Origin of the sequence: Victivallis lenta (genome assembly GCF_009695545.1) — a bacterium.
Taxonomy (GTDB): domain Bacteria; phylum Verrucomicrobiota; class Lentisphaeria; order Victivallales; family Victivallaceae; genus Victivallis; species Victivallis lenta.
The window spans coordinates 47,567-63,716 of record NZ_VUNS01000020.1 but is presented as its reverse complement, the minus strand read 5'-3'; the positions used below and the strand labels follow the sequence as shown (position 1 = coordinate 63,716).

Sequence of the window (16,150 nt, the reverse complement as noted above, 5' to 3'; positions counted from 1 at the left end):
TATTTTGCAAACGCGCTATGGAGGTTTTTCATGAAAATCGCGATCATCGGCAGCGGCATCGCCGCATTCGAGGCGGCCGGAACGGCCAGAACACTTTCTCCCGAAGCGGAGATCGTCCTGTACAGCCGGGAGAGAGTGCGGCCCTACCGCCGCCCGGCGCTTTCCCGCATGGCGTCCGAGGAGGTTTCCGAGGTCCAGTTCTACATCAAGCCGCAGGCGTTTTACGACGAGAACCGCATCCGGCTGGAACTCGGGCGCACGCTGACCGCCTTCGATCCGGATGTCAGGCAACTGAAATTCGATACGGGGGAAACGGAGAGCTATGACAAGCTGCTGCTGGCGACCGGCGCGCACTGCTTTCTGCCGCCCGTGCCGGGCATGGAGCTCGACGGCGTCATGTCGCTGCGGGAATATGCGGATCTCGAACGCCTCCGCGCCCGTCTCGACGCGGGCGTCGGGCGGGTCGTCGTGATCGGCGGCGGGCTGCTCGGGCTTGAGCTTGCGCAGAGCCTGCTCGAACGCGGCTGCGAAGTTACGGTCGTCGAAAGCTGCCCGGTCCTGCTGCCGCGCAACCTCGACGAAGAGGCGGCGGCCGTCGTGCAGGCGATGCTGGGCAAGGTGAAAAAACTGACGCTGCTGTTCGGCAGCAGCGTCAGTTCCATTCTCGGAGAGGGCGGCAGGGTCCGCGGCGTCGAACTGCCCGGGCAAACGGTTCCGGCCGATCTGGTCATGGTGTCGGCCGGCGCCCGCGCCAATATCGCCGAAGCCGCCGCCGCCGGGCTCAAATGCAATCGCGGAATCGTCACGGACTGTCTGATGAAAACCAGCGCGCCGGACGTGTATGCCGCCGGCGACTGCGCCGAGGCCGGCGGCGCCTCCTACGGACTTTACGAAGCCGCCCGGATGATGGGCGCCGCCGCCGCGCGGAATATGCTCGGCGAAGCGCAGCCGTTCGTCCCGCAGATTTATCCGGCCCGGCTCTCGGTGTTCGGGCTCAAGATTTTTTCGGCGGGGACGCTCTCCGGCGCCCGCTGCGAAGTCGAGCATAATCCGGAAACCGGCGTGTTCCGGAAGCTTTTCTACAATGAAGCGGGCTGCCTGGCCGGCTGTATTCTGGTCGGTGACCTGCGCGACGCGCTCAAGCTGCAGAATCAGATTGCCGTCTCCTGAGGGCCTGCTCCGGGCAGAACGGCGGAAAGACGGTCTCCGGCCGGAATTTCCGCCGTTTTTCCCGGTTCCGGATTTGCATTCGCGCGATTTTCCGGTACAGTAGGAGATTATGACCGTGCAAAGTGAAAAACGCTCCTGGCTCTGGGTTCCGACCGCTTATTTTGCGGAAGGCGGGCCGTATATGGTCGTGTCGCTCGTCTCGGCGATCCTGTTCAAATCGCTCGGCATGGAGAATGACGACATCGCGCTCTGGACCGGGCTCATGATGCTGCCGTGGTCGATCAAGCCGCTCTGGGCGCCGTTCATCGACCTGTTCCGGACCAAGCGGCAGTGGATTCTCGCCACCCAGCTTCTGATGGCGCTTCTGTTTGCCGGCATGGCGGCGCTGATCGTCCGGGAGAGTCTGTCGGCTGTTCTCATCGGGTTCTTTTTCCTGCTCGCCTTCGCCTCCGCCACGCACGATGTCGCGGTGGACGGCTTCTATCTGATCGCGCTCGACAAGCACACCCAGGCCCTGCTGGCCGGAATCCGCGGAACGTTTTACCGCATCGCCTCCGTCTCCGTGCAGGGCGGGCTGGTCATGCTGGCCGGGCTGATCGAAAAGCACGGCGGCAGCCTCCGGAGCGGCTGGGCGTACTCCCTGCTGCTCGCTGCCGGGGCGATGCTCGCCCTCTTCCTCTGGCACTGTCTGGTGCTGCCGCGTCCGGCGGATGACGGGCCGGTCGGCGGAGGCGACCGGTTCCTGACCGATTTTCTGTCCCCGTTCGTCAGCTTCTTCCGCATGAGGGGAATCGTGTGGATTCTGCTCTTCCTGCTCTTCTTCCGTCTGGCGGAGGCGCAGCTCGGTAAAATCGCCGTCCTCTTTCTGCAGGACAAACCCGAAGCCGGCGGGCTCGGCCTCGGGCTCGACACGATCGGGATTCTCTACGGGACCGTCGGCCCGGTCGCGCTGATTGCCGGCGGAATTCTCGGCGGCGTCGCCGCTGCGTACTGGGGATTCGGCAAAACCGTCTGGCCGCTGGTCTGCGCGATCAACCTGCCCGACATCGTCTATGTCTATCTCGCGGTGGAGCGTCCCGCTTCACTCTGGGCCGTCGGCGGCTGCATCGCGGTCGAACAGTTCGGGTACGGACTCGGCTATACGGCGATTCTGCTCGTCATGGTCGCCCTCGCCGAAAACTCGGGCAGGTACAAGACCAGCCACTTTGCGATCATGACCGGGATCACGATTCTCGGCATGATGCTGGTCGGCATTCTCTCCGGCTACGCCGAGAGGCATCTCGGGTACGTCACGTTCTTCTGGTACGTCATGGTCTGCACGATCCCGAGTTTTCTTGTGGTCTATCCGGTCTCCCGGCTGATTCCGGCTGATTTCGGCCGGAAAAACCGCTGACCGGGCTGCCGGCGGCTGTCGCCGGGCGCTTTCCCGGAAGGCTCCGGGGGTGGTTCCGGCGGCGCGCCGGAAGAGCTTGTAGAAGTTGCTGAGGTCCGAAAATCCGCAGCGGTAGCAGACTGTTTTGATCTTCATTCCGGTTCCGGCGAGCAGCTTTTTCGCCTCCTCGAGCCGGATGGCGAGCAGCGTCTCGCCGATGGTGCGGCCGGTTGCGGCGCGGTAATAGCTGAAAAGATACCCCTTCGACATGCCGACTTCGCGGGCGGCTCTTTCGCGGTCGAACGGCTGTGCGAAGTTTTCGCGCAGGAACCTGTCGATGTGTCCGGCGGCATTCTGCCGCCGCTTGCGGTTGAACACGCGCGCGCTCTGCCGCGAGAATTCGATGAGCAGCCCGACGAGCATATGCCGCAGCATTTCGCCGGAATTCGCGTCGGTATGGGTGTACTCGTGGTGAAGCCGTCTGATCTCGAGATAAATCCGGCGGTTCGAGTCGATCAGGTGCAGCAGATTGTGGCTGAGCGACTGCTCCGGCCGGAAATCAGGGCGGAAGATCGAAAAGAAGCTGTTGTCGTTGTAGAGCCGGGCGAGGTCGTTTTCGATCGTTTTCTGCAGGAACAGGATGTTGCAGAGCTCAACCGGCCTGTCGAGCGCGAGGTTGGTCAGGTCGTCCGGATGGTTCAGGCAGACGAAGCCGGGACCGAACGGATACTCCCGGTGGTTGATCTTCAGCAGGCCGGTTCCGTCGATGATGTACAGAATTTTCCAGAACTGCCGCCGGTTCAGCGACTCCGGCGGGTCGAAGTCGGCGGGCGAATGGATGTTGTGCTGCACGACGATCGGCAAATCGTCCTTGAAATAATCCGCCGCGCGGTAGAATCTGCCCGAAATGTTTGTCATGGAATTATTATATGCCGGCGTGTTTCGCTTTTCCAGTCCGCATTTATGGTAAATCGTCAGAATTTCCGGCTTTATGCAGAATTGTGCTCAAGCACCCAATCCGGCCGGGAGCTTCTGTGATATAATTATCGTTGGATGACAGGACGCGCGTTTTGTTCGGAAGACGGGGTATCGATTTTGGGCGACGGGCCCGGAAGACCCGAGGTCCGGAACAACTTTTTGAGGGGCATGGAAGTCATGAAACGGAAATTTACCCTGATAGAACTTCTTATCGTAATTGCGATCATCGCGATTCTCGCCGCCATGCTGCTGCCTGCGCTGAACCAGGCGCGCAGCCGCGCCCGCAGCACGCAGTGCGTTGGAAATCTGAAGCAGCTCGGCACCTGCCTGATGGTTTACTCCGACTCTTTTGACGGCCATCTGCTGCTGCCGAAATGCAACAACGGCGTCACCACCTTTCAGGGAACCTGGCTCTGGATTCTTCACCATTACATTCTGGCGGACAATCGCGCGGCGCAGGAGGTCAGCGACGCCCGTCCCTATCGGGGAACGATCTTCAACTGTCCCGCGGACACCTACGAAGCCCATGCTTCCGGCGGCTGCTCGTACGGCGTCAACGGTTTTCTCCAGACGCCCCCGGGTTCCGGCGGCAATTTCGACGTTTCGGTGATCCGGCGGAAGAAGATCACGGCTTTCCGCAATCCGTCGGCCACGCTGCTGGCTTCCGATATCGGGCATTTCGGTGGCTGCGTTCCGCACTGTCTGCGCGGCCATATGAGCGCGCTGCTGAATGCCCGCGAACGCACCCGCGGAGGCTCCTTTTCGCTGGCGATCAGCCCCGACGAAGCGCAGCTCCGCCACAATGGCGGCAGTTCGCTGAACGTCCTCTATCTGGGCGGAAACGTAAAAGCCGCGTCCGGCGGAGACATGCCGTTAAGCGGATACGAGAACGACAAGGAAAAGGGCTTCTGGAAAGGCCTTTGAAACGCAACCCGAAGGAATCATCCGATCATGAAAAAGAGACCCGTTGTCTGCGCCTACTATTTTCCGAACTGGCACGTGGACCCGCGCAATGAAGCGATTCACGGCGGAAACTGGACCGAGTGGCGCGTGACGCAGCACGCCACGCCGCGTTTCCCCGGACATGAGCAGCCGAAAATTCCGCTGCTCGGTTATGGCGACGAGGCCGATCCGCAGGTCATGGCCGCGAAGATCAGGATGGCCGCCGAACACGGCATCGACGCGTTCATCTTCGACTGGTACTACTTCTTCGACGGCCCGTACCGCGAGCGCTGCATCCGCGACGGATTTCTCGGCGCTCCGAACTGCGCAGACCTGAAGTTCGCGCTGATGTGGGCGAACCACGACCCGATCTACGCGCATCCGGGCAGCTACCGGAAACCTGCGGAGAAACTCTGGAGCGGCGACGTCGACGCCGAGACCTTCCGCAAATGCACGGATCACTGCATCAGGCATTACCTGAACCGGCCGAATTATCTGCGGATCGACGGAGGGCTCTATTTCTCGTTTTTCCGGGTGAAGGCGCTGGTCGAACAGCTCGGCGGTCCGGCGGCCGCCCGGCAGCTCTTCGACGATTTCCGGTTCCGCGCCGAAAAAGCGGGACTCGGCAAGCTCACGCTCGACGGCATGGCCTCCGAGCTCGCCCGGGGCGATTTCGATGCCGGAAACCGCCTGATTCGCGAAATCGGGCTCGACTGCTGCAGCAACTACGGCTGGGGCAAGTGGGGCGAACGCTTTCCGGATCTCTCCTACGCCGACTGGTTCGAGCTGAACCGCGATGAGGACCGCAGTTTCACCCGCGGGCTCGAAGTTCCGTACAATCCGGTCGTGCCGACCGGCTGGGACAGCTCTCCGCGCACGGTTCAGTCCGACATGTACGACAAGCGGCATTATCCGTTCGGCACGGTCATCACCGGCAACACGCCGGAGCTCTTCAGGGCGGCCCTGCGGCGCACCGCCGATTACATGGCTGCCGAAGGCACCGGCGGGATCGTGCATATCGCCTGCTGGAACGAGTGGACCGAGGGAGCCTATCTCGAGCCGGATACACAGTACGGCTACGGCCGGCTGGAGGCGGTCCGGGAGGTGTTCGGGCTGCGTTCCGAAACCGTGGAAGCCGGAGAGGTGGCCGTATGTCCGATGTGATGCGAACTGCTCTGTTCGGCTGCCTGCTCGCGGCCGCTTTTTCCGCCGCCGGGATCGAAATCCGCGGTGCGAATTTTGCGAACTGGTTCGTCGCGGGCGAACCGGTCCTTTTCCGGGCAAAGAAAACGCTGCCGGAGAGTGCGAAGGTCGCGGTCGCGGTTTTCGACTCAGCCGGGAAAGAGGCCGCCCGGCAGGAGTTCTCCGGCGCGGTTTTCAACCGGGAAGGCTGGCGCTGGAACGCTCCCCGGCCCGGTTTTTACGAGGCGGAGTTCAAGGTGGACGGCGAGACCGTCTCCGAGCACTATCCGGTCGGAATCCGGCGGCAGGACCCGGTCGATAAACGCAAATACACGTTTGTCGGCAAACGCGACTTTGCGGTGTCCCGCCACGCTTTCGCCGTCGCTCCGGCAAAGACGGCCGACCCGGCCGATATTTCGCCGCACTTCGGCGCGTCGCCGCATTTCAGCATGTATAAGAACGCGATTCCGCTGGCCCGGCTGATCGGCTTCCACTCGATCCGCATCCACGCTCTCCGCTGGGACAGTATGGAGAAGGAGCCGGGGAAGATCAACTGGAGCGGCGTTGACGATTTCCTGCGGCTCGCCCGGGAGAACGGCTTCCCGGACGAACGCATCACCTTCAACATCTACGGCACGCCGCGCTGGGCGAGCTCGCGTCCGGAGGCGGACTGGATCAATATTTTCGTTCCGGAATACGCCGCCGTGACGCCGAAAAATCTCGATGACTGGCGGAATTTCATCCGGCAGGTCATGCGCCGCTATCCGAAGATCGGGCGTTACGAGCTCTGGAACGAGCCGCACCTGATCGGTTTCACCTGCTTCTGGGTCGATTCGACGCGGAATTTCGTCGATCTGCTGAAGGCCGGTTACGAGACGGTCAAGGCTGAAAAGCCGGAGGCGACGGTCTGGCTCGGCGGCATCGGCATGCGCTACCTGCCGTTTTACGACGAGTTCCTGAAGCTCGGCGGCGGCAGGTATTACGACGTGCTGCCGCTGCACGGCAGCTGGGTCCGCCCGGAACCGTTCCATGAACTCGAGAAGAAGTACGGACTCGAACCGAAGCCGGTTGTGAGCTCCGAGTGGCATGCGATGCTGCTGAAGCCGTATGCGCAGGACTTTCCGAGCGAACAGCTGCTGGCCCGCAATATGGTGCTCGATTTCCTGAATCAGATCCGTGCCGGAGTGACCGAGGTCGATTTTTTCTGCATCCTGAACCTCTATCGGACCGAGAAGGAGACGTTGCAGTTCCATCGGGAAAACCGCTCGTATGACACGCACGTCTCCGGCCTCTTCCGGCAGGTGCCGTATATCCAGCCGCGTTATCCGGCACTGGCGTGGCAGGTGTTCACCGCGCAGGTAAAGGGGAAGCTGAAAGTCGGCAGCGGGTACCTTTTTGACAACAATACGCAGCGGGCGCTGATGCTCGAAAGCGATTCCGGCCCGATGCTGATGGTCTGGAACACCGGCGGCAAAGCCGCGCCCGCCGCCCCGGAACTTCGCAGCGCAGTCGGTCCGGATTCCCGGATTCTGACGGCGGAGGGGGCGGAGCTTGAACGCGGGGCCCCCCTCACGCTCGAGCCGGAGGTCTATTATTTCGTCCGCGACCCCGATCCGGCCGCCGTGGCGGCATGGCGCAATACCGGCGAGGTGCTGTACGCCCAGAATGCGAAGCTCACTTTGCAGAATAAGCTGAACGGCGTCTACCGGCGCGGTGCGCTCTTTGACGCGGACATGAACCCGGTTTTTCCGCAGAAGATCGCCTGGCAGCCGGTTGCGGAGCGCGTCGTGAACAATCCCGCTCTCGCTCCGGGTGAAACGAAAGGGCGTTTTGCGGCCGGATTCACGTCGGCCGGGCTCGAACTGCTCGTCGAGGTCGAAGACCCCGTGCATGTCATGAAGGCGGACAATGGGAAGGTATGGGAGTTCGACAGCCTGCAGTTCGCGCTCGACACGAAAGGCGAAGGCTTCGACGTCGACCGCATCGAATTTGCCGCCGCGCTCGGCGAAGACGGCAAACCGGTTTTATGGAAAGTCTATGCGCCGAACCTGGCCGGCGATCTGCCGGCGCGTTACACGCCCGCCGGCGAGCGCGTCCGGAACGGCCGCTGCCGGATTGAACGGAAGGACGGCCGGACCGTCTACCGCATCGCGGTTGATGCGTCGGAGCTTTATCCGTTCAGCCTCGAACAGCAGCCGCGCGTGCGCTTTTCGCTGCTGGTGAACAACAATGACGGCAAAGGCCGCGCCGCGTGGATCGAATGGGGCTCCGGCATCGGCGGAGTCAAGGACCCGTGCCGGTACGGCAACCTCACGCCTGCGCTTCCGCCGGGACCGCTCGCGTCCCAGCAGCAGTTGAAGAACAAGGGCTGGAACAAGGAGTACGAGCTTGAATTCCGCAATGAGAACGGCATTCCGTCCGTGAAGGTCGGCAGCTCCCCGCTCTGCGCCGGAGTGAGTTCCGGCTGGTTCGGCGTGGTTCCCGGAGCCGTGTACCGGGTCCGGTTCGAAGCGCGCGGCGACGCGCGGCTTCAGGTGCTGGCGAGCGGATCGGCCGTAAAGCGGCTCGACCTGCTGCCCCCCACTCCGCTCGGCGCCGGGTGGGAGGCTTTCGACCTGCCGCTCTATGTGCCGAAGGAGTGCCGGGGGCTCTCCGTCACCTGCTTCGCCTGGCGGCAGCCGGGCCGTACCTTCGAAATCCGGAATTTCACCGTTGAACCGTTCCGGCAGTGACCGTTGCGGAAAACCGGAGGGGGATGGCTGCCGCCTCCGGCTTTCCGGTTTCCGCTTTCCTGGTTATTGCTTTCTGGCATGCGGACAGGCGAGCACACACTGTTCGAAGTTGCAGGGCCGGATTTTTTCGATGTGCGGCAGCTGCCGGAGCGCATCCGCCAGCGTCTCCTCATTGAGCTGCTCGGGATAGGCGAGGTCGAGGTGCCAGCCGGTGTATTGGTTCCCCTCCGACCCGACCAGGCTGTAACGCTTGGCCCAGTTGCAGCGGTTCACGTCGAATTTGCGGAAGCGCTGCGGCACGCCGCCGAGCACGATCTCGTGCACCTCCGGCTGGAACGCGGCGGTTTTGCAGGCCGAGAAGCAGCTGCCGGAACAGCCGGCGCAGCCCAGCTCCACCGATTTCAGCACCTCGTTCGGCGCGAGCTCCGCATCGGTCACGATTGCGACGTAGCGCATGTTCGAACCGAATCGCGGATTCACGACCGAGCCGCAGAGGCTCAGCGCCCCCAGCCCCGCCCCGACTGCGGCGAATGCGTTGCTGAACGCGTCCGGGTATTCGCCGCGCGGATTCATGCAGACTGACCCGGTGTTGTGCAGGTCGAGCGTGTAGACGCCGCGGTATCCGGCCGCCTCAAGCAGTCCGGTCAGATTCCAGGCCGCCACCCGCAGCCGCATGATCGTCTCATACTGGGCGAATACGTAGGGGCCGGCCGCCTCGGCCGGCGTCCGCGCCGTGATGTCCACTGTGGCTTTCGGCATGCGCAGCCCGATCACGATGACCGATTTCGCACCCGGCAGATAGTCTGCCGGGCCGCAGACCCGGCGCGCCTCCTTCGTGACGACCGGATCGTACGGCTTGTGAAACGAATCGGCCTTGTTCCGGCCGACATATTCGACCTCACCCTCGAAGATCGCCTTCAGATCCGGAACGATCGCGGCGAGCCGCTCCGCCGGCGCCACTCCGAAGAGGTCGCATTCTCGCAGGCGCGCTTCTTCTTCCAGGCGGTCGGTCAGCTCGCGCGGCGGGCCGTTCCGCCGGGCGGAGAACGGCAGTTCGCTGCCGGTCAGCGGCAGCGGCGCATCGGTCAGCAGCGTCAGCGTCCGGATCTCCATTCCGGGCGCTCCGGTCAGCGAAGCTGCAAATGTCTCCTCCGGGAAATTGAGGTACTGGCAGGCCGAATAGCCGAACTTTTCGAGCAGGCGGACCGCGTCATAGCCGGCCTGCGTCATGATCGGGCTCCAGGCCGCGTCGGGCAGATTCCGCTCCCGGTTCGGGATTCCGTCGCACAGCGACAGCGGCCGGCGCATCGAAACCATGCTGACGCTGCGGATCGCCCCCGGCATCAGTGCGCCGATATCGATTCCGGAGCTTTCCCGGAGTTCGTCGGCGCTCCGGACCACGACATGATCGACTCCCCACCCGCCGCCGAGAGCCCGGATCTCTTCGAAAAGGCCGCGGGGAACCGCCCCCTGCACCTCCGGGTTTTCGATATACCGGCGGCGGCGGCGCGGCGCGTTCGTATAATCCCTGTCCCAGTAGCGCAGCGCCTTCGGCAGGCAGTAGCGCAGGCATGAGCCCATCTCTCCGCCGCGGCGGCCGTATTTCACGGTCGCCTCCATGATGACCTTCTCGTCGACGACGTCCGGAATCGGCAGGTCGAGGTCGAGGTCGAAGTGTTCCCCCCACGAGCAGCGCCAGAGATTCTTGTTCGCGTAACGGTATTGTCTGCCTTCGTACTCGATGACGTTCCACCCCTTGATCTCCTTCGAGAGCGCGCCCGAACGGCACTCGCGCTTGCAGATCATGCAGCTGTCGCAGACCGAGCCCGGTTCGAGCAGCGGCGACGGCGTCAGCTCCGCATCGGTGATGACGGTGACGAAGCGGACGCGCGCGCCGAATTCCGGCGTGATCGCCAGCCCGCTGTAACCGTATTCCGCCAGGCCGGCGGCGACCGCCGAATGGATGTGCGACACATCCGGCGCGAACTGCTCCTTCAGGTCCTTGTAGCCGCGATAGCGCCAGATGTTCGATGAGACGATCGGGACCGCATTCCAGCCGAGCTTTTCGAGGAAATTGCTCATCCGGTACGACATGTCGTCGAGCCGCCAGTTCATATGGTACTGGATCTGGTACGGGCCGATCTCCTGCGGATGCTTTTTCCCGCCGAGCTCGATCGCCGCGTCAGGGTGGTGGATCGCCATCACGATGACCGACCGCGCCGAAGGCATGACCCCCTGCGGACTCATTTTGACCGGCGCGCCTGCAAAACGCCCGATATTGGCGATTCCGACCAGATCCGCCCGCAGCGTCTCCAGCGCATAGTGCTTGATCTTCACGGTTTCGGCATTGTCCACCCGGTAAACGGTCTCTGCATTCATGGCCGGCTCCTTTTGGGAAAGGTTTGTTTGGGATGATATTCATTATTGATGAACTATATTCATTATACATGAGTTTGTAAAAAAAGCAACAGCGGAAAGGAGGATTTTTCAAAAAATTCTTTGACGTGCGGGGGATCGGACTTGCGCCGGATGCAAACAGCCGGTATACTTTCCTGTATGACAACCAGGGAGGATGATATGCAGTACCGGAAATTCGGCAATACCGGATTCGAAATTTCAGCGCTCGGTTTCGGCGCGATGCGGCTGCCGGTCGCGGATGTTCCGCTCGACGGGCCCGAGCCCGATCTTGAACCGGCAATCGATCTGCTCTGCCGCGGTTTCGAGGCGGGGATCAACTATGTGGACACCGCCTATTTCTACCTGCGCGGCTGGAGCGAAATCGCGGTCGGCCGCGCGCTGAAGCGGAACCATTGGCGCGACAGGGTCCGGCTTTCGACCAAACTGCCGCTCGGCGAGCTGAAATGTGCGGACGATTTCTGGCGGATTCTCGAAAACCAGTTGCGCAAACTCGATACGGACCATATCGATTTCTATCACTTTCACGGCATCGGCGAATCGGCGCTTTCGGGGCCGATCCGCGAATTCCGGCTTTTCGAACAGGCCGCGAAGGCGCGGGACCGGGGGATGATCCGGCATTTGAGCTTTTCGTTCCACGACCGGCCCGCCGCGATGAAGACGCTGATCGACACCGGCGAATTTTCGTCGGTCCTCTTCCAGTACAATCTGCTCGACGTAGCTAATGCGGAGATGATCGCTTATGCGGCCGGAAAAGGGCTCGGAACCGTTGCGATGGGGCCGGTCGGCGGCGGCCGCCTCGCCTTTGCCGGCGGCGTCTTCGAAGATGCGCTCGGCGGGAAGTTCACGACGCCGGAGCTCGCGCTGCGCTTTGTTCTGGCGAATCCCGCCGTTTCGTGCGCGCTCTCCGGCATGGGGAGCGCCGCGATGGTGGATGCCAATACGCGGGTCGCCTCCGACGCCGACCCGCTGACGGAGCCGGAGCTCGCCGCCCTCGTCCGGGTCCGTGAGCAGTGCGGCGAACTGCGGAATCTTTACTGCACCGGCTGCAACTACTGCGGTCCATCCTGTCCGGAACACGTCCGGATTCCGGCTGTGCTCGAGGCATTGATCTACGACAGGGTCTACGGGTTCCGCGAACATGCGCGCAGCAGCTATGCGAGAATCGGTTCCGCGCCGGATAAGGAGGAGCGCAACGCCTCCGCCTGCGTCGGGTGCGGCCTCTGCGAGTCGAAGTGCCCGCAGAAGCTGCCGATCCGGAAGCATCTGGCTGAAGCGCGCGCCCTGTTTGAAGGCTGAGGCGGTTCCGGGAGCGCGAAGCGGATTTTCGCCGTTTTTCTTTGGATTTTCGTTCGCTCGCGGATTGAACTCAAACCGGGTTCATGATATATTCTGTCGGTGGCGGAACGTGCGGAAATGGATGGAATCCGGTTGGAATTCATCCATTCTCCGATTCCGGCGGTCCGCTCGTCTTCGGAGTAGCATCGATATCAAAATCTGGACAGCGCCAATATGCGTTGGAGCCTCCGGCGTGTATCTTCCGGGCTGTCCTGCAGTTGGAAAGGACGACCTATGCCGGCAATCTGGTTCACTTTGATCTCATTTCTGTTTTTTACCGGCCTCGTCGCGCTGCTGACCTGGCTGGCCACCCGCGGCGAGGACCTCAAGACGCAGAAGGGTTACTTTCTGGCCGGGCGTTCGCTGACTTTCCCGGTGATCGCCGGCTCCTTGCTGCTGACCAACCTGTCCACCGAGCAGATGGTCGGCCTGAACGGCGACGCGTTCAGCGCCGGGCTGTCGGTCATGGTGTGGGAGGTCGTCGCGGTGGTGGCGCTGGTCGCCATGGCGCTCTTCTTCCTGCCCCGTTTCCTGAAGAGCGGCATTACGACGGTGCCGCAGCTGCTTGAGATCCGTTTCGACCGCACGACTCAGATCATCTGCAATCTGATTTTTCTTATCGCATACATGACGATTCTGCTGCCGATCATCCTCTATACCGGCGCGCAGGGTATGGCGAGCATCCTGAATTTGACGGAGCTGACCGGGATTCAGAATCACACCGTCCTGCTCTGGCTTTCGGTCTGGGTGATCGGGCTCATCGGTTCGGCCTATGCGCTGCTCGGCGGGCTGCGTTCGACCGCGTTTTCGGACATGCTGAACGGCATCGGGCTTCTGGCCGGCGGCTTTCTCATCACGATTCTCGGGCTGAAACTGATCGGCGGCGACGCCGGCATTCTCGGCGGCCTCGAGACGCTTTCGACGGAGATTCCGGACCGGCTGAACTCCATCGGGGGAGCGAAGGCGCCGGTTCCGTTCTGGAACATCTTCACCGGCGTCCTGATCATCAACGTTTTCTACTGGTGCACGAACCAGCAGATCATCCAGCGGACGCTGGCGGCGAGCAACCTGGCCGAAGGCCAGAAGGGTGTGCTGCTGACCGGGCTGCTGAAGCTGCTCGGGCCGCTCTACCTCGTGCTTCCCGGCATCATGGCCTACTATATTTTCGTGGTTCAGCGAGGGGAGGAGCTGAAGTCGGTTCTGGCATACGGAACGCTCGTCCGCGAGGTGCTGCCGTGGTGGCTGACCGGTTTCTTCGCGGCGGTTCTGGTCGGCGCGATCCTGTCGAGCTTCAACTCGGCTTTGAACAGCACCTGCACGCTGTTCAGCCTCGGCATCTACAAACGGCTCTGGAAGAAGGATGCGACCGAGATCCAGGTCGTGCGCTCCGGCAAATACTTCGGCTGCCTGATTGCGGCCATGTCGATGATCGTTGCTCCGCTGCTGGCGGGACAGGACAGCATCTTCACCTATCTCCAGACCATGAACGGCATTTACAACATTCCGATCTGCGCGGTGGTGCTCGTCGGTCTTCTGAGCAAACGCACACCGGCGATTGCGGCGAAGATCGCGCTGCTCGGCGGTGTGATCATCATTGCGCTCGGCGTGCTGGCCTTTCCGGAAGCGGTGAACTACCTGTTCGGCGGTCAATGGCACTTCTTCGGTGTGGTCTTCGTGCTGCTGATCGCGGTGATGCTGTTCTTCGCCTATGCGTTTCCGCGTTCGACGCCGTGGGTGCACGAGGACTCCGGCGAGGTGGATCTGACGCCGTGGAAGTACGTGGTTCCGTGCGGAATCGCGCTGCTGGTCGTGGTAGTGCTGATTTATGCGTTCTTCGCGGATTTCTCGGTGCTGTCGCAGAGCACGGAGGTGGTTGCGACGCCGGCTTCCGCCGAAGCGGTGGTGCCGTTCGAATAAAAGCACCGGCCCGGAATTCCGACTCTCCCGCGGTACGATTTCCGCCGCGGGAGGGGAATTTTCGAAAAAATCAAGTTTTTCGATTTGCTTTTCCTGAAACGCGGATTATAGTATAAAACATCACGAGGCGTGGTAGCCAAGAGGTTAGGCAGCGGTCTGCAAAATCGCTCAGACCGGTTCGATTCCGGTCCACGCCTCCAATTTTTTTTGCCCTGATTCCAGCTCTTTCTCCCTTTTGCTCTCCAAGCTGAAATAAGAAGAACCGGTCTGCGAAAGAGAATGGAAATTCATTCGGGCCGTTGACCATTAGCATCCCGATTGGATGGACCTGATTGAACGCCTCATATGTTTTCGATGATGAATTCACTTACGGTATCAGCCGGAAGAAACAGCATGAGCAATCCATCTTGATTGAGCGTAAAAACGCTTAAGGCGGATGGATTTTTTGTTTTATCGTCTTTGGCTCCGATATGTCGGTGAGATATCGATAATGCAATCGGTATTTTTCATTGGTGCAATTGAAATTTCCCGTAAGCGGCTTATATTTAAACAGAGCAGGAGGATATCATGTGCAAACTCGACGAACTCAGAGCCAGACGGAATGAAATCTACCGGATAGCGAAAGCGCACAAGGTGGAGAAACTTTACGTCTTCGGTTCCTGTGCCCGAAAAGAGGAGACGCCGGAAAGTGATGTGGACTTCGTCGCTAAGTTTTCGCGTGGAACCACGCTGTTCGACCAAGCGGAGTTATTGGAGCAACTGTCTGAATTTCTGCACTCCAGAGTTGATGTAGTTTCGTTGGGTGCGTTAAACGGCGACACGTTCAGTCGCGAGGTAGAAAAGGATATGGTGGCACTTTGAATCCTGACATCAATCGGTTGGAACATATACTCAAGAGTATCTCCCGTGTCGAAGAGACTCTGACGGTGTCTTATGATGAATTTATCTGCAATCAGGATAAAAAAGACATTGTCTTCGCTAATTTCGCCATGATTGGCGAAGCCGCCGCCCGGATATCCGATGACCTGCGGAAAGCGCATCCAGATGTTTCATGGAAACGTTCCATTGCCATGCGCAATGTACTGGTACATAATTATATGGCTGTTGACTACAGTATTGTCTGGGATACGGCGATGGATGATTTGCCGGCCCTGAAAAAACAGATACAGAAAATATTGGAGGATATATCGGAGCAATAACCGAATCTTACAATTGAATAAGTTAAGTCAATGTTGACTTCTCAGCAGATGCTCAACTAGAAACCCACTACATTTCTAACACGAGAGTCATTGCTGGAGGAGAGCACCATATTTTTGGTGCTCCCCTCTTGCATTCTCGTGTGGGCTCGTAGTGGGGCCTCTAGTTGGTGCAATTGGGGATGCACCTCTTCTTTTGCACAAATTTTCGTCTGCTGCGTAAGATTGCCGATAGATCCCGGCATAAGATGACAAAGGAGACGAAAAATCATGAAAAGAATGCTGCTTCTGCTGTTCGGAATTCTGCTGCTGGCCGGATGTGCCACTCATCCGCAGACACAGGATAAACTTTATCCCGACGTCAAAGTATCTCGCCTCCTGCGTGTCATTGACGGCGACACTTTCGCCTGTGACATCGACGAACATTCGGCCATTGCCGGAAAGAATATCTCCATTCGTCTCCGGGGAATCAACACTCCCGAACTGCGAAGCAAAGACCCGGAAGAGCGCCTGTCTGCCATCTTCGAAAAACAACGTCTTTCAGACTTACTGACCAATGCCCATGTTATCGAACTCCGAAACATCGACCGGGACAAATATTTCCGAATCGGCGCCGATGTCTATATCGACGGCGAACCGCTTCTGCCGAAACTCAATCAACAATATCTGACCGGAGGGAAATAGGCCGTGAAAACAATTTCAGTTGGTGCTCTTGCCGGAACGTTCAATAATCGGATAGGGGCCGTTTGACTTGTATTCATTGTGGAGATAAGATCTCTCTCTGCTCATGGAGAGTATGAAAGACTTTTGTTTCGACAACTGAGCCTGGATTTGCGAGAAGATGCCTCGAGCCTTGGATCGAGGAGCTTCATTCAGGATAAATAAGTTTTGGCAATCCGCCTTTCCGC

General features: G+C 60.3%; 11 protein-coding genes, 1 tRNA gene and 1 pseudogene. 11 read left to right on the top strand and 2 right to left on the bottom strand.

Going from position 1 to position 16,150, the window contains the following annotated elements; all coding sequences use genetic code 11:
* Positions 1–30 precede the first annotated feature (30 nt).
* Entirely contained in the window at positions 31–1,170 is a 1,140-nt protein-coding gene (locus FYJ85_RS16125) for an NAD(P)/FAD-dependent oxidoreductase (protein ID WP_154419506.1), read from the top strand.
* Between the two features lie 109 nt (positions 1,171–1,279).
* Positions 1,280–1,645: pseudogene (locus FYJ85_RS23790) on the top strand (MFS transporter); the annotation flags it as partial.
* A 606-nt stretch (positions 1,646–2,251) separates the two neighbouring features.
* Here FYJ85_RS23790 and FYJ85_RS16115 read toward each other — a convergent pair.
* The gene (locus FYJ85_RS16115; protein ID WP_154419504.1) at positions 2,252–3,460 is read right to left on the bottom strand and encodes an AraC family transcriptional regulator; all 1,209 of its coding nucleotides are present in this window, start codon (positions 3,458–3,460) and stop codon (positions 2,252–2,254) included.
* Positions 3,461–3,697: 237 nt separating this feature from the next.
* Here FYJ85_RS16115 and FYJ85_RS24210 point away from each other — a divergent pair, with 237 nt between their 5' ends.
* Genes FYJ85_RS24210 through FYJ85_RS16100 form a run of 3 tightly spaced genes read left to right on the top strand, consistent with a single transcriptional unit; the run spans position 3,698 to position 8,376 of the window.
* Positions 3,698–4,444: a prepilin-type N-terminal cleavage/methylation domain-containing protein gene (locus FYJ85_RS24210; protein ID WP_206213245.1), complete on the top strand. Its 747-nt coding sequence runs from the start codon at positions 3,698–3,700 to the stop codon at positions 4,442–4,444.
* Positions 4,445–4,471: 27 nt separating this feature from the next.
* Entirely contained in the window at positions 4,472–5,626 is a 1,155-nt protein-coding gene (locus tag FYJ85_RS16105; RefSeq protein ID WP_154419502.1) for a glycoside hydrolase family 99-like domain-containing protein, read from the top strand.
* Positions 5,614–8,376 carry a hypothetical protein gene (locus FYJ85_RS16100; RefSeq protein ID WP_154419501.1) on the top strand — a complete coding sequence of 921 codons (2,763 nt, stop codon included), beginning with the start codon at positions 5,614–5,616 and terminating at the stop codon, positions 8,374–8,376. Before FYJ85_RS16105 ends, FYJ85_RS16100 begins: the two co-directional genes overlap by 13 nt.
* Positions 8,377–8,439: 63 nt before the next feature.
* Here the strand turns inward: FYJ85_RS16100 and FYJ85_RS16095 are convergent, their stop codons facing one another.
* Positions 8,440–10,755: a hypothetical protein gene (locus tag FYJ85_RS16095; RefSeq protein WP_154419500.1), complete on the bottom strand. Its 2,316-nt coding sequence runs from the start codon at positions 10,753–10,755 to the stop codon at positions 8,440–8,442.
* Between the two features lie 198 nt (positions 10,756–10,953).
* Between FYJ85_RS16095 and FYJ85_RS16090 the strand changes: the two genes are divergently transcribed.
* From FYJ85_RS16090 to FYJ85_RS16065, 6 genes are all read left to right on the top strand, one after another.
* Positions 10,954–12,090, top strand: a complete 1,137-nt coding sequence (locus FYJ85_RS16090) for an aldo/keto reductase (RefSeq protein ID WP_154419499.1) — start codon at positions 10,954–10,956, stop codon at positions 12,088–12,090.
* Between the two features lie 273 nt (positions 12,091–12,363).
* Positions 12,364–14,046 carry a solute:sodium symporter family transporter gene (locus tag FYJ85_RS16085; protein WP_154419498.1) on the top strand — a complete coding sequence of 561 codons (1,683 nt, stop codon included), beginning with the start codon at positions 12,364–12,366 and terminating at the stop codon, positions 14,044–14,046.
* A 126-nt stretch (positions 14,047–14,172) separates the two neighbouring features.
* Positions 14,173–14,246 (top strand) — tRNA-Cys (locus FYJ85_RS16080).
* Between the two features lie 367 nt (positions 14,247–14,613).
* Positions 14,614–14,907: a nucleotidyltransferase family protein gene (locus FYJ85_RS16075; protein WP_154419497.1), complete on the top strand. Its 294-nt coding sequence runs from the start codon at positions 14,614–14,616 to the stop codon at positions 14,905–14,907.
* The gene (locus tag FYJ85_RS16070) at positions 14,904–15,245 is read left to right on the top strand and encodes a HepT-like ribonuclease domain-containing protein (RefSeq protein ID WP_154419496.1); all 342 of its coding nucleotides are present in this window, start codon (positions 14,904–14,906) and stop codon (positions 15,243–15,245) included. The genes FYJ85_RS16075 and FYJ85_RS16070 overlap by 4 nt, the downstream gene beginning before the upstream one ends.
* 276 nt (positions 15,246–15,521) lie before the next feature.
* Positions 15,522–15,926, top strand: coding sequence for a thermonuclease family protein (locus FYJ85_RS16065; RefSeq protein WP_154419495.1), 405 nt, complete (start codon positions 15,522–15,524; stop codon positions 15,924–15,926).
* The last annotated feature ends 224 nt before the right edge of the window (positions 15,927–16,150 follow it).